The sequence below is a fragment of the Litoribrevibacter euphylliae genome (assembly GCF_042646085.1).
Classification (GTDB): domain Bacteria; phylum Pseudomonadota; class Gammaproteobacteria; order Pseudomonadales; family Litoribrevibacteraceae; genus Litoribrevibacter; species Litoribrevibacter euphylliae.
The window spans coordinates 513,440-527,612 of sequence record NZ_JBHRSZ010000007.1 but is presented as its reverse complement, the minus strand read 5'-3'; the positions used below and the strand labels follow the sequence as shown (position 1 = coordinate 527,612).

The following is a 14,173-nucleotide window of genomic DNA, read 5'->3' as shown; positions in this document are numbered from 1 at the left end:
ATTGTTAACCCTTTGCTTGTGTCTCTGCGGCATAACACTCAATCCTCGTTCCCTGACTAAATATCATAGGCTCGTAGAATGGCTGAATAACCCACGGAAGCTTCAAAATACTTATGCTTAACCGCCAAATACTCGGGATCAGAGAAGAAGGCATCTCTCTCTTCCTGGTCACTGAATCGAATGATAAACACACGGTTAACCACTTCTTGTAAAGGGCTTTTCAACAACTTATCCACAGACAGATCAAACACAAAATCGCCTTGATACTTCTGAAGAATTGGGTACATAGCTTCGCGATAAGCCTGATACCCTGCTTCGTCTTCCACTCTCACACCCACATGTATTTCATGCGCCATATTCGTTCACTCTTAGTTATTTTAATCTTAGCTATTTCAGTCTTAGTTACTTCGAATAAAGACTACCTTAAGTGATGGGCAGCAATATACCCATTGATATCTAGGATGGAAGCAAACGCAAAATCGTTCGAAAGTTTCTAGAAAACAGAATGAGGAGGTTCAGGATTGAACCTCCTCAGAGAGAATGTTTGATGAGACGGGTTACAGCTTGAACTTGGCCACCTGCACCTTCAGCTCATTGGCCAATGCCAGCATCTGTTCACTGACTTCTTTACCGCGAATGGCGTCTTTGCTGGACTCATCCGCCACTTCACTGATGCGTTCCGTACTTTGATTGATTTCTTCGGCCGCCAAATTCTGTTGTTCCGCTGCATTGGCGATCTGACAATTCAACGCATCCAACTCTTCAATCTGGCTGGTAATTTCCACCAGCAAACTGGCCACATTGGTCACATCTTCGGCCTTGTCGCTGGCCTGCTGACTCACCGAGGTCATGGATTCCACGGCATTCCCGGCGTCTTGCTGCAACTGGCTGATGGTTTGCTGAATGGTGTCGATGGATTCACGAGTACGGGTCGCTAACGAACGTACTTCATCGGCTACGACCGCAAACCCACGCCCTTGTTCTCCGGCGCGTGCCGCTTCGATGGCCGCATTCAATGCCAACAAGTTGGTTTGTTCAGCAATGCCGTTGATCACTTCCAAAACACTGCCTACTTCATTAGTACGTTCGCTCAATTCGGTAATCTTCTGAGTATTCTCGATGACCTGATCTCGTAGATGATTAATGCCGTTCTTGGCGTCTTCCACCAAACTCAAACTTTCGGCCGCTTTATGATTGGCCATTTCCGATTTTTGCGAGGCTACTTGGGTGTTTTGTTGTACTTCGGTGGCCGACGCATCCAACTCAACAATCGCCGCCGCGACCGAATCAGTACCTTTTTTGTTGTTGATCATGGAGTTCTTGGTGAGGTCGGAAATCTCATCCACGGTTTCAGCCGCATCCACCAAACGGTTGGCAGAATCGGCCACAAACAGATAACTTTCTTTGAATTTACGCATCATGCTGTTCAGTGCTTTGCTGACCGCACCCAGTTCATCGTCATGATGGACGATGATTTCCTGATTCAAGTCGAGGTTATCTTCCACCGACTTAATGGTTTTCTGTAACCGCTTCAAGCGGAACAGTACCAAGCGATTGAAGATAACGCCCAAAATCGTGAAGCCAATAAGGGTGAACAGCAGCTGCATCAGCGCTGCTTTGGTCACAGAACTGACGATGGACTCGTCCACATCGGTCAAATCGTAGGTTAATTTGACCGCACCTAAGATCTCACCTTTATTCACTTGGTGGCAGGTTAAGCAGTTGGTTCCAGCATAGTCATCGGTGGCTTTGATCGGCAGAATCAACGACATCAGACGTTGACCGTCGAGTTCAAAAATTTCGAAAGATTTCTCACCGTTAAGACCACTGCGCTCAAAGGCACTTTTGGCCGCCTGATCACTGTGACCTGCACCAAACACGCTAGTAATACCAGTGCCACGAAGAATACGCGCTTCCACAATCGACTCATGACTGAGCATCTTTTTCTGCATGATTTGGCGATTGGCGATGGTGCCAGTCAACATCATGGCATTGATCGAATCGAAGTAATTCAACGCCATGTTTTCGAGATTTTGTTCAACCAGATCCTCTGTCAGCGCTTTTTCGTCGTAATAGAAAAAGATCACTGTTGAACTCAATAAAATTAGGGCAATACCTAATAACGTCAGTTGAATCCTGTGAGCCAGCGACATACCTGAAAACATAATACCCTCATTTTTGGTTAGGTCTTTTGTAGGTCAGCAGGATAACGAAAACATCTGGACGGTTTGGTTAAGATTTGTGATTCCACTTGAACTAGATCAATAACCAATCACTTTTTTATTCTTAATGATGAATTGAACATCCGCTGCCAACGAAAAAGCTGCTGGCTCATACGGACTTGTTCAGAGGTTCCTTAACCAACAGCTTTTAAGAGGATCGGCGTATTAAGCGGCAACTTTAGCAAACCGTTCTCTATCGTGTGGTTTGTCGTAGTTCAATTGTGGCCCTTCTGGCACTACCCGCGTTGGGTTAATGGTAGCGTGGCTGTAATAGTAATGACGCTTGATGTGTTCCATATCGACCGTTTGTTTAACGCCTGGCACCTGAAACAACTCGCGTACGTAGTTTGAAATATTCGGGTAGTCTTCTAGGCGTTGCTTGTTGGTCTTAAAGTGACCGTAGTAGACCGCATCAAAACGAATTAGCGTGGTAAACAATCGCCAATCCGCTTCGGTGATTTGATCCCCCACCAAATAACGTTGCTTGCTCAACCGCGCTTCCAGCCAGTCCAATGCAGAAAACAGCTCGTCGTAGGCCTCTTCATAAGCCGCTTGGGTCGTTGCAAAACCAGCACGATAGACACCATTGTTGATACTGTCATACACCCGCGCATTCACTTCATCAATCTCGACCTGTAGAGCTTCTGGATAGAAGTCCTGAGTATCGCCGGTAAGCTCATCAAAGGCGCTGTTGAACATTCGAATGATCTCGGCCGATTCATTACTAACTATGGTTTCGGTTTTCTTGTCCCACAACACAGGAACGGTGACGCGACCTGTGTAATCCGGCTTGGCTTTGGTGTACAGCTGATGCATGAATTCAAACCCATACAAAGGTTCGTTGTTTTCACGCTCAGGGTAAGACTTTAATTCCCAACCATTTTCCAGCATGTCCGGGCTAACTACGGTGACGTCGATGTAATCTTGCAAACCTTTTAAGGCACGGAAGATCAAGGTGCGATGAGCCCAAGGACACGCTAAGGATACATATAAGTGATAACGCCCTTTCTCCGCCTTCAAACCGGCGTCACCGGTTGGCCCGGCAGAGCCATCGGCAGTTACCCAGCTATGAAACTTACTGGCTTCACGAACGAACTTGCCTTCTGAGCTCTTAGTGTCATACCACTGATCAACCCATTTACCCTCAACTAATAAACCCATAGCTTCCACCCTTACTTTTTTTGATTTCGAACGTTTGTCATCGAAACGGTTAGCAATTCAAACGATTAGCGATTTAACTAATTAGCTTTTTAACAATTAACGATTTAACTAATTGGCTTTTTAACAATTAAGAAAGAAGACTTCTGATTAGTCAGAAGCCAAACGTTTCGCTACAGCATTGTCGATGGACAAACTACCACCGCCAGCAAAGATCAAAGACACCGCGGCCGCCAACAGCGCTAAGCCAAATTCATAGCCGTTGTTGCTCAGAAACAAGCCGTTTTCCAAGTGCACAGTGATAATCGCCACCAGCATAGTAAACGCAGCCACAATCGCTGCCGGACGAGTCAGCAACCCAAGGATCAAGGCCAAGCCACCGAAGAACTCCGCCGACCCCGCCAAAAGCGCCATCAAGTAACCTGGCTCCAAGCCGATGGATGCCATCCATTGTCCAGTGCCTTCCAGACCGTAGCCACCAAACGCACCAAAGAGTTTCTGCGCCCCGTGAGCTATCAAGATGATCCCCACCGGTATACGCAATGCCAATGAAGCAATGCCTGCATCAGTTGCTAGAAGTTGTTTAAAGAACGCTTTGTTTAATACACTCATGATCGTCTCCTAATAGTGTTTGTGTGCGTCGTAACGCGATAGGAGACATAATAGAGATCGAATTAACCGATTAAAAATACATTAAATAGACAAAAACAATCTATTAAACTGATATTTGATTGAGATCCTTAATTAAGCTCTCTGGTTAAACTAAAGGCTCCTCGCAGATCCCCGACAGAGAACCCGGTCGCCTGATCTTCTGGATACAGCGTGTGAATTTGTTGTTTTAACTCCGGATTGATCTCTGAGCCATGACAAGCAAGACATACCGAGCCGGTAGGAATCGCTTTCATATAACGGAACTGGTCATCCACGACTGCGGCATATTCAATGGCTTGTGGAGCAGCCCCTTGCGCCAGCAAGGCATCAAAATCTGCCAGTACCGTCTTTTCCCAAGTGTCTGGTTTGTTGGACGGATTACGCACTTTAAACGCGGTTCGAGACACCTGCCAGCCATCGGTGCTGACGGAATCGGCAATGGCTGGGGCATCCAGATTGCACACCTTAACGGCACTGATCGAGCCATTGGTTTTCAGTTCCTGTTTCAGTGTCGACTTTAACTGCGAAGCAAAGGCTTTTACTTTGCTTCGCGCTTCCATCGTAAGCTGCTCCACCACCTTTTCATCTTGCTCCTGCGGCCACACCGACGAGGACATCCCCAGGCAAATAAGGCTGAATAAACCAGTAGAAATTAAGGTTGAGGTTCTTTTCACGGTGACTCCTCTCATAAAAATAAAACGGCATTAAATTAGATTATACTAATTTAGCTTATTCTTATATTATTTTATGGATCTAAGTCAATACAACCTGGGTTAACAAAAAGTCGATGAATTGGTGATGTGATGAATCCCCCAAGTCACCATTTCTTCGCCAAAATTTCATCTAAACGTCACCTTGACTGAAATCTATCGTCATACAGCCGCTTTAGGATACTTGCCGTTCCGGTCAAAAAATAAAGAGGATTGATGATGACCCACTATAAGAAGTTCGGCATAGCAACCATGGCGCTGGCCGTCACACTGGCAGGATGCAGCGACAACGACAGCAACAGCACGCCAAGCGAACAAGAAAATTTCACTCTACAACTGCTCCATAATGCCGATATGGATGGTGCTACCGGCGCACTAGATAACGTTGAAGCCTTTTCAGCGATCGTCACCGCATTACGCGCTGAGTACCCAGACAACACCGTACTTCTCAGCTCTGGGGACAACTACATTCCTGGGCCGCGTTATCTAGCCGCGTCCGATGACAGCATGAGCTTCATTGGTGGAGTTAATGAAGCCGGTAACGGTCGTGCAGACATCGCCTTTATGAATGCCATGGGCTATCAGGCGTCGGCCGTTGGGAATCACGACCTAGATGGTGGCACCGAAGAATTTGCCAGTATCATCAATGCAAGTGGCAACTACCCAGGTGCCAACTTCCCTTACCTCAGTTCAACACTGGATTTCACCCCTGATGACAATCTCGCCGACTTAGTCACAGACGATGGTCAAGCGGCCAGTGACATGACCAACTCGCTGGCTCAATCAGCGGTTATTGAAGTTGATGGCGAGCAGATTGGAATTGTCGGCGCTACCACCCCGACCTTAGCCAGCATCACCAGTACCGGTGATATTGACGTACTGCCGGACAGCACCAATGACAATGCCGCGCTGGCCGCGCAAATTCAGCCAGCCGTCGATGCCTTGGTTGCGCAAGGCATCAACAAAGTGATTCTGTTAGCCCACATGCAGGACATCGCCGTAGAACGTGAATTGGCGACCCTGTTAAGCAATGTCGACATCATTGTGGCTGGCGGTTCGAACACGCTGCTCGCGGATGACAATGATCGCTTGCTCGTCGGCGATACCGCGGCGGATACCTATCCACTGCAATTCAGCGATGCCGATGGTAACCCAACCTTGGTGGTCAACACCGACGGCGATTACAAGTATCTGGGTCGTTTAGTGGCCGAGTTTAATGAGGACGGTATTCTTCAAACCGACAGCCTGGATAATACCGTCAATGGCGCCTACGCTGCAGATCAAACCACTGTGGATAACCTCAATGGCCATGTGAATGCCGACGTTGCCACCATAAAAACCGGTGTGGAACTGGTGCTGGCAGAGCGTGATGGCAACATCTTAGGCAACGCCAGTGTCTATATTGATGGTCGTCGTAGCCAGGTGCGAACTCAGGAAACCAACATGGGTAACCTGACCGCAGACGCCAACCTGTGGCTTGCCCAACAATTTGATAACACGGTTCAAATCTCCATCAAAAACGGTGGCGGCATTCGTGATGATATTGGTTTAGTCACCTTCCCACCGGGATCAACCAGCGAAGACGACCTAACCTTTACAACCAACCCGGCCAATGACTTGGTAGGCAAGGCCGAAGGGGATATTTCCCAGTTTGATATTGAAGGCACACTAAGATTCAACAACACCCTGACCATCATGGACATCACCGCACAAACGCTGCTCGATGTGTTAGAGCACGCCGTGTCCAATGTTGAAGGGGTGTCTGGCCGCTTTGCTCAGGTTGCCGGTATTCGTTTCAGCTTTGATCCAACACGTAACGGTCGTATTGCCGACGGCACCACTGTTACCCAAGCAGGAGAGCGCGTACGCACTGTTGCCGTGATTGATAGTGATGGCAACATCATAGATACCGTGGTTCAGAATGGGGTATTGCAAGGCAATGCCGCACGTACCTTCCGCATTGTTACCCTTGGCTTCCTCGCTACAGATAATGATGGTGTCGGCGGTGACGGCTACCCTTGGGCGTTCCCGCTGGTCAATGAAGTACAACTGGAAGACACCTTAACCGATGCTGGCGAAGCCACTTTTGCTGAACCGGGCACAGAACAAGATGCTCTGGCGGAATACCTGATAGCGACTTACCCTGACTCCGACACCCCGTTTGACCAAGCAGAAACAGCACTGGCAGACGACACCCGAATCCAGAACCTGAGCGCTCGTACCGACACGGTACTGACGCCTTAGTTTTTTAGGGTGCTGCTCAATCAGGTTTAAAGGGCTACAAAAAACCCGGCGTATAAGCCGGGTTTTTAATACACAAAGAGCAACTACTAATGATCAGAAATCCAATGTTCCTGTGGCACCAGCCGCTAATGTTACATCCGATGTACCGTTGAAGATCAAGGTATCATCGACTTCGCCATCATCCTCGTCGCAGGTATAACTCAAGGTATAGTCACCCGCTTCCAGAAAGGCAGCGGTGTAGGTATAGACCGCATCGTCTTCATCGAAACTGACCGTGGCAGAACTGAGGGGCTCAGGATCAGCACCGTCAAGATCATCAGGAGTTATTCCTGCACCAGAGAACACGTAAACCACACCACTGTAGGTGTTGGCATCAGCACAAGCAGTTGCAATCAAGGTGGCATCCACTTCCCCTGAAATGGAACCAACTTCGGCGTTATCTACTAAACGAAGGGATGGTCTTAATTTATAGTCGCCACTGGCTAGGACGACAGACTTACGCAAATCGAAATCAATGGTGTAGTCAGCATTACCTGACGCCGTAATAGTAAAACCGGAATTCAGTTTTAAGCCGGTTTGAGAGCCGCTAGGAATGTCCAATTCAAATTGAGTGCCCGAAATTTCAATGTAGGAATCCATAACGCCATCTTCTTCGGCGTTAACTGCAAGTCGAATCCAGTTATAACTCCCGGCAGACAAGGTTTCATCGCTGACCAACTCGGCCGAATTGCCATTTTGCTGAGCCAATAAATCAATACTCATTGGAGAATCAAAAGTAAACGAGATTGCTTCACCCTCCGCCGGTTTAACTTCCACGCCTGTAAACTCCACCACCACACTGTCGGCGTTATCAACCGGAGCATCGGTAATGGAGAGTGTGAAAGTACCATTTCCAGAAGAAGTCGAAGCAGAGCCTGAACTGCTACCTCCACCACTACAGCTGATCAAGGTCATAGGTATTAAGACCATGGGTAACATCCGCTTAAACGCACTCATGTTCAGGCTCCTCTACTCACTATCGAGAGCTATCGGCGTCATCGCTTTTGAGTCAGTCATACTCACTTCGCTCAAAAGCGATGACGCTATTCGACGACTCTCTATATGCTTTTCTAAGTATAGCTGCCAGATCATCTGCGCTTTAGCGAACCAAGGCTTGGCAGATAAGAGGTTTGAACTCCAATTGTCCCTTTACGGATTATTCACTGGTTCTTTTGGCGAAGATTCTTGTCCCAATAGAAACGCCTTGATTCTGGCGATACCTGCCTGCATATCTTCCAGAATCAGATAATGGCAAGGAATCAGAATCAAAGTAATGAAGGTGGCGAAGAGCACCCCAAAGCCTAACGAAATGGCCATTGGGATCAAGAATTGAGCCTGAGTACTGGTTTCAAATAGCAGAGGTAATAACCCAAGGAAGGTGGTTAGCGAGGTCAAGATCACCGGACGGAAACGCGCCGCGCCCGATTCCCTTACCGCTTGCTCAATCGGCATGCCTTCTTTGACTTTTCGGTTGACGAAGTCCACCAATACCAGACTGTCGTTCACTACGATGCCCACCAACGCCATCATGCCCATGATGCTCATCATCGACAGATCCTTATCCATCAACCAATGGCCACCGATGGCACCAATGAAGGCAAACGGAATCACTGACATCACAATAAACGGCTGACTGTAAGAGCCAAACGGAATCGCTAGCAGTGCATAGATGGCAAACAGCACCATGGCGCCACCCCATACGATGGTAGTGAACGAATCCCGTTGTTCTGCCGCTTCGCCTTCCAGTGTCACTTGTACACGAGGATACTGCAGTAATAACTCATCGAGGTAGCTAACCAAATCTTCAGTCAATAACGTCATATTCACTGACGTTTTATCGATGTCCGCAATGACGTTAACCGCACGATCCTGTTCTACGTGATAAATGGCCGACGGTGAACGTCCCCACTTCGCTGTCGCTATATCGCCAAAACGGGCTTGATTACCATCAGCGGTAGTGATGAGCAGCTCATCCAAGTCCGCCAACGACGCACGTTCATCTTTGGGATAACGCACCATAACCCGGATATCATCACGGCCACGCTGAATGCGTTGCGCTTCATTGCCATAGAATGCCTGACGCACCTGGCGAGTCACCTCGCTGAGTGTAAAACCAAGCAGTTCCGCTTCCGGCAACAGACCAATCTGAAGTTCCTGCTTACCGTCCGACAGGTTATCACTGATATCAAACACGCCATCGTACGAGGCCAACTTAGCCTTCACCTTTTCAGCCACGGCATTCAGATCATTAACATCCTGCCCGACTAATTGAACATCAATCGGGTCACCCGGCCGACCAATTTCGGCACGAAAATTCAACTGATCAACGCCAACAATTGGGCCAATGCTCTCACGCCATTCACGAACCAAGGTCGAGCTGTCCACCGATAAGCTGCGATGTTCCGGCGGGGTAATTTCAAAACGCACCGAGCCCACATGAGACTGCCCCGATGAACCGCCACGCGCCACTCCTTCAGTCGCTAGAACGTTTTCAATGATGCTCTCACCAGTCACCGGGTCGATATACTTGCTCTGAAGATCAAAGGCCACCTGTTCAATACGGCGCACTACCTTTTGTGTTTCTACGAGCGGCGTACCTTCTTCCATGTACAAGGTCGCACGCGCGGTTTCACTTTGAATCCGCGGGAAGAACACAAAGCGCGTCCAGCCCTGTGAAATCAATCCAATGGTGATCACAAACACACAGACAAAACTGAACCAGGTGAGGTAACGACGATTCAAGCAGGCATTCACCACCGGGCGGTAAACATGCTGAACAAACCACACCAAGGCATCCGCACAGGAACGCTGAACTCGCACCAACAAAGGCGGACGACTGCCATAGTCTTTCAGCTGCTTGATGTGTTTTAAATGCGCCGGAAGAATCAGCTTACTTTCCAACAACGAAAAGAGCAGTACCGGAATCACTACGAATGCCACTTGCGCAAAAAGCACACTCAACCGCCCTTCGATAAAGATAAACGGCATGAATGCAACCACTGTAGTTAAGATGCCGAATACCACTGGCACCGCCACTTCTTTTGTGCCATTAATCGCTGCCGCAAGCCCGTTCGGGTCGCGACTGTAATGACTGTAGATGTTCTCACCGGTTACGATGGCATCGTCTACTACGACACCCAACACCAGAATAAAGCCGAATAAACTGAGGATATTGACGGTCACCCCCAAATACGGCATCAAGGCGATGGCCCCCATAAAGGTCACCGGAATACCGACCACCACCCAGAAGGCAATCACAGGTCTCAAGAACAAGCCCAACAGAATACTTACCAGCAACGCCCCTTGCCACGCGTTGGTTAATAAGGTTTGCAAGCGGGCACGAATGATCGAGGCATCATCGTCCCAAATACCAATATCTACGGTTGGTGGAAAACGATCACGGTTGTCTTCCAAGTATTGATGCACGGCATCAGACACCTGAATGGCACTTTCATCGCCCACTCGGTACGCATTGACCACCGCCGCCAGTTTGCCATTAAAACGAGTAAAGATTGGGTCTTCTTCGAAACCGTCATCAATGGTCGCCAGGTCACCCAATGTCAGTTCCGAACCATCGTCAAAACGTTTGACGACTATGCTGGCAAATTGACCGTAGTAATACGCTTGTGCCTTGGCCCTCAAGAGTACTTCCCCAGACGGAGAGCGAATTCGCCCAGCCGACAAATCAATAGATTGCGCTTGAATGACATTAGCAACTTCGCTCAGAGTTAAGCCGTATTCGCGCAGCTTATGTTCTGATACCTCAATGCCAATTTCATACGGACGGACCCCTTCAAGGTCAGTCTGAGTCAATGCAGGCAGGCGTACTAATTCATCCCGAACCTGACGTGCCAATTCGTTGAGTTCTTTCTCATCTAAATCACCCGATACCACCACGCTTAGTACTTCCCGTTTAATCAACGGACGTTCCACTACGGGACGTTCCGCATCCACAGGTAAGGTCGATAACGCATCGACTCGTGATTTAATGTCATTGAGCAGTTTTTGAGGATCGGCTCCGGCACGCACTTCCGCCGTCACCGTTGCGGAGCCTTCAGATGCCCGTGACGAAAGCGATTCAATGTCGGGTAAATCGGCAATGGCTTCTTCAATCTTATTCACCACCCCGGTTTCCATGTCTTCAGGAGTCGCAGCGGGGTAAGCCACTGACACATTCACGGTTTCCAGCTCAAAGCTCGGGAACACCTCTACCGGCACGACGCGCAACATGATGAAAACGCCCGCAATGACAATACTGAGCAACAGCAAGTTGGCGGCAACGTGATTTCGGGCAAACCAAGCAATCATGGTTTCGCTCCCGCTGAACTTGCGTTTTCGAAGTTTGTGTCGGTCTGCGCAATTTGCTCACCATTACGACGAATCACCGCAACTTTGGTCCCTGAAATGGCATAACTAAGCGCTGACGACACCACTTCATCTTGCGCTGAAATGCTTTGATTGTGTTTAGGCGCGTTCGCTACCACGACCACGTCTTTGTTCTGCCAAATCACATCCACATCTTGCTTTTGTAACCGTTGATCCACTACCTTCCAGACATACGTACCGTCCACCAATGACGTTCTTGGCAGCACAATGACATTCTCCAGTCGTTTGCCTTGAATACGGGCCACCGCATAGTCGCCGGCCAACAACGGCCACTGAGCATCCGACTGCGGTTCAATACGGGCAATCAGTTGCAACTGACGACTCTGAGCGTCCACCTCACCACTGTCTCGTACCACATGAGCCTTCCACTCTTTACGGTGCTCACCCTCACCTACTTCCAAAATCACTTCATTGACCGCATTGCCCTGTTTATCCGTGTGGATTGCCTGCCAATCCAGCAAAGGGCGCCAACGCGCAGAAATAGGCAGCGTAATCTCCATCTGCAAACCGGACAGTTCGGCCAATTGATTACCCGGCGAGACATAATGACCAAGATCCACCGATTGACTGAGCACATAACCATTAAACGGTGCCAAAATGCGAGTCCGCTCCAGATCTAACTGAGCTTTTTCGAGTTGCGCTTGGGACGAAGCCAGCTGCGCTTCGGCGGCGGCTAATTGCGGTTTACGCAATACCAAATCCGGCGGGTTCGATGCTTTATCGAGGGTTTTGGATAACCGCGTCCAATCTCGTAATGCCTGTGCCGCTTTTGCTTTTTCTTCGTCCAACGCCAGCTGCGACTGACGAAGATTGGCTTCCGCCAGTTTCACTTCCACTTCGTAATCTCTAGGATCAATGGTCAGCAACCAATCGCCCTGCTTAAAACGGCCACCTTTTCGTAAATGCTCAGAAATAGCCACCACAGTACCCGCCACTTCTGCGGCTAAAGTGGATTCTGTCTGTGCTTTGACCAAACCACGGCTGGGCATCTCAACCTGAAAGTCCGACACTTGGCTCATCACCGTTTCCACCTGAATCACGGTCTCTGCTTTCGGCGGACGCTTTTTCGCTTCCGGCTTCATCGCCACCAACAAATACAACACCAGCGCGGTCAACGCGATAATGACTAACGGTAGAGACAAACGAATCAATTTGGATGGAGTCGACATCAATAATTCCTAAATAAACGTCTATGGTGCCTGTAGATCAACAGAAGCAGCTTGTTGAGAGGCATCGCCAAAAACGACAAACTGCCCACCCAATGCTTGATGTAATTGTATGCGGTTCTGAAAATAACTGGTCTCTAGCTGCATCAAACGGCTGGTGCGTTCAAACGCAGTGCGTTGCGCCTGTAACCAGGTATTGAGGTTATCCAACCCCGACAAATAACTTTCAAAGGCTTGCTGTTCCGCTTGTTTGGAGACATCCACCGCCTCTTTGGCCGTCGCTAATTGCTGAGCAATCCAATGATCGTTATCGATGCCTTGTTCGACTTCAGAAAACGCGGTTAGCGCCGTGTGACGATAATCCGCAATGGCCGCTTCCAATAAGTGTTGCTGACGCAGCTCTTCTTGCTGCAACTTGCCAGCATTAAAAATGGGCGCGGTTAACCCACCCAAGGCATTCCACACCAACTCATCACCACGAAGCACGTCCGACAACAAATCACTGCTGGCCCCCACACTGGCGGTTAAAGTAAATTTTGGCAGACGATTGGCCCCCGCCGACAACACATTCGACTGCTGACTCATCACCGTTGAATAGGCGGCACGCACGTCTGGGCGAGCCTCCAATAAACGAGACGACAAATTCGTTGGCAATGTCGATAACGCCAAAGGCAGGGCATCAGGAATATCGTCAATCAACGAGGGATAGCGCCCCAATAGTACCGATAAGTCTCTCAACGCTTGATTAACAGCCTGTTTACGTTCCAACACTTCTGTCTGGCCATTAATCCGCTCGGCTCGCGCAGAGTAGACATCCAAGGCTTCTCGGATGCCTGAACTGAACCCGTCCTCAATCACTTCCAGACTGTCTTTCAAACTTTGTTCCTGCGCTTGCGCCAGGCGATACTGACGCTTACTTTCAATGGCTTCAATCCAAGCCAAGGCCACCTGGGCAGCTAGCGATTGTTTAGCCGAACGGTATAGAAACTCCTGTTCCTGATAACTCATCAAGGCCGCCTGCTCGGCGTCGGACAACCGCCCCCAGATGTCCAATTCCCAACTCAAATTCAAACCCAATGAGTAACTGTCGGTTTCAATGCCGGAAGCCGCTCGCTGACGAGAACCATCCAATGTCACGTCAAGTTCAGGTAATAACTGCCCGGACGTGATTTCCGCCTGTGAACGAGCCGCCAGTACGCGAGATGCAGACGCCTGAAGGTCTTGATTATGTGTCAAAGCTTCGCTGATCAAGGCATCCAATTGGTCAGACTCAATCACCTGATGCCACCCCTGAGCGACACTGTGATCAGCATCTTCAGACCACTTCTCTGGGATCTCAAAGCCAGACAAAGTTTCACCCGTAGTAGTCTGATCAACCGTTTGAGACAAGATCGAACAGGCACTTAGAAAGCTAACAAGCATCATTGAAATCAAAGGCTTGAATGTACATTTGATACTCGAATATCTAGGCATTGGGATTTGCTAATCTGTTCAGAATACGTGGAAGTTGAAAATGAGAATGAATCTATACTAAAGAGTTCATTCCACCACAGACTTAAAGTTATTCAAAGCGGCTTTACCCTTCTTTATTGTAGCT

General features: G+C 48.9%; 10 protein-coding genes. 1 reads left to right on the top strand and 9 read right to left on the bottom strand.

Annotated features, from left to right (window positions below):
* Nucleotides 1-56: 56 nt before the first annotated feature.
* The 5 genes from ACFOEK_RS17540 to ACFOEK_RS17520 form a co-directional block, all read right to left on the bottom strand.
* Complete coding sequence (locus ACFOEK_RS17540; protein WP_386722771.1) at nucleotides 57-356, bottom strand: DUF1330 domain-containing protein; 300 nt, start codon at nucleotides 354-356, stop codon at nucleotides 57-59.
* Nucleotides 357-557: 201 nt separating this feature from the next.
* The gene (locus ACFOEK_RS17535; RefSeq protein WP_386722770.1) at nucleotides 558-2,165 is read right to left on the bottom strand and encodes a methyl-accepting chemotaxis protein; all 1,608 of its coding nucleotides are present in this window, start codon (nucleotides 2,163-2,165) and stop codon (nucleotides 558-560) included.
* 222 nt (nucleotides 2,166-2,387) lie between these two features.
* Nucleotides 2,388-3,383, bottom strand: a complete 996-nt coding sequence (locus ACFOEK_RS17530; RefSeq protein ID WP_386722769.1) for a glutathione S-transferase family protein — start codon at nucleotides 3,381-3,383, stop codon at nucleotides 2,388-2,390.
* A gap of 147 nt (nucleotides 3,384-3,530) precedes the next feature.
* Nucleotides 3,531-3,992: a DoxX family protein gene (locus ACFOEK_RS17525; protein ID WP_386722768.1), complete on the bottom strand. Its 462-nt coding sequence runs from the start codon at nucleotides 3,990-3,992 to the stop codon at nucleotides 3,531-3,533.
* Between the two features lie 128 nt (nucleotides 3,993-4,120).
* The gene (locus ACFOEK_RS17520) at nucleotides 4,121-4,705 is read right to left on the bottom strand and encodes a Tll0287-like domain-containing protein (RefSeq protein WP_386722767.1); all 585 of its coding nucleotides are present in this window, start codon (nucleotides 4,703-4,705) and stop codon (nucleotides 4,121-4,123) included.
* Nucleotides 4,706-4,960: 255 nt separating this feature from the next.
* Between ACFOEK_RS17520 and ACFOEK_RS17515 the strand changes: the two genes are divergently transcribed.
* Nucleotides 4,961-6,985: a bifunctional metallophosphatase/5'-nucleotidase gene (locus ACFOEK_RS17515; protein WP_386722766.1), complete on the top strand. Its 2,025-nt coding sequence runs from the start codon at nucleotides 4,961-4,963 to the stop codon at nucleotides 6,983-6,985.
* A 93-nt stretch (nucleotides 6,986-7,078) separates the two neighbouring features.
* Here the strand turns inward: ACFOEK_RS17515 and ACFOEK_RS17510 are convergent, their stop codons facing one another.
* The 4 genes from ACFOEK_RS17510 to ACFOEK_RS17495 all read right to left on the bottom strand — a co-directional run bounded on the left by ACFOEK_RS17510 (nucleotide 7,079) and on the right by ACFOEK_RS17495 (nucleotide 14,001).
* Nucleotides 7,079-7,981: a DUF4382 domain-containing protein gene (locus ACFOEK_RS17510; RefSeq protein WP_386722765.1), complete on the bottom strand. Its 903-nt coding sequence runs from the start codon at nucleotides 7,979-7,981 to the stop codon at nucleotides 7,079-7,081.
* A 192-nt stretch (nucleotides 7,982-8,173) separates the two neighbouring features.
* Entirely contained in the window at nucleotides 8,174-11,332 is a 3,159-nt protein-coding gene (locus tag ACFOEK_RS17505) for an efflux RND transporter permease subunit (RefSeq protein ID WP_386722764.1), read from the bottom strand.
* Nucleotides 11,329-12,579 carry an efflux RND transporter periplasmic adaptor subunit gene (locus ACFOEK_RS17500; RefSeq protein WP_386722763.1) on the bottom strand — a complete coding sequence of 417 codons (1,251 nt, stop codon included), beginning with the start codon at nucleotides 12,577-12,579 and terminating at the stop codon, nucleotides 11,329-11,331. Before ACFOEK_RS17500 ends, ACFOEK_RS17505 begins: the two co-directional genes overlap by 4 nt.
* 21 nt (nucleotides 12,580-12,600) lie before the next feature.
* Nucleotides 12,601-14,001 carry an efflux transporter outer membrane subunit gene (locus ACFOEK_RS17495; protein ID WP_386722762.1) on the bottom strand — a complete coding sequence of 467 codons (1,401 nt, stop codon included), beginning with the start codon at nucleotides 13,999-14,001 and terminating at the stop codon, nucleotides 12,601-12,603.
* Nucleotides 14,002-14,173 lie beyond the last annotated feature (172 nt).

Excerpts from the sequence above, each read along its gene's own strand:
- ACFOEK_RS17540 (WP_386722771.1), bottom strand. The coding sequence starts at position 356 with ATGGCGCATGAAATACATGTGGGTGTGAGAGTGGAAGACGAAGCAGGG.
- ACFOEK_RS17530 (WP_386722769.1), bottom strand. The coding sequence starts at position 3,383 with ATGGGTTTATTAGTTGAGGGTAAATGGGTTGATCAGTGGTATGACACT.
- ACFOEK_RS17515 (WP_386722766.1), top strand. The coding sequence starts at position 4,961 with ATGACCCACTATAAGAAGTTCGGCATAGCAACCATGGCGCTGGCCGTC.
- ACFOEK_RS17505 (WP_386722764.1), bottom strand. The coding sequence starts at position 11,332 with ATGATTGCTTGGTTTGCCCGAAATCACGTTGCCGCCAACTTGCTGTTG.
- ACFOEK_RS17500 (WP_386722763.1), bottom strand. The coding sequence starts at position 12,579 with ATGTCGACTCCATCCAAATTGATTCGTTTGTCTCTACCGTTAGTCATT.
- ACFOEK_RS17525 (WP_386722768.1), bottom strand. The coding sequence starts at position 3,992 with ATGAGTGTATTAAACAAAGCGTTCTTTAAACAACTTCTAGCAACTGAT.
- ACFOEK_RS17510 (WP_386722765.1), bottom strand. The coding sequence starts at position 7,981 with ATGAGTGCGTTTAAGCGGATGTTACCCATGGTCTTAATACCTATGACC.
- ACFOEK_RS17535 (WP_386722770.1), bottom strand. The coding sequence starts at position 2,165 with ATGTTTTCAGGTATGTCGCTGGCTCACAGGATTCAACTGACGTTATTA.
- ACFOEK_RS17495 (WP_386722762.1), bottom strand. The coding sequence starts at position 14,001 with ATGATGCTTGTTAGCTTTCTAAGTGCCTGTTCGATCTTGTCTCAAACG.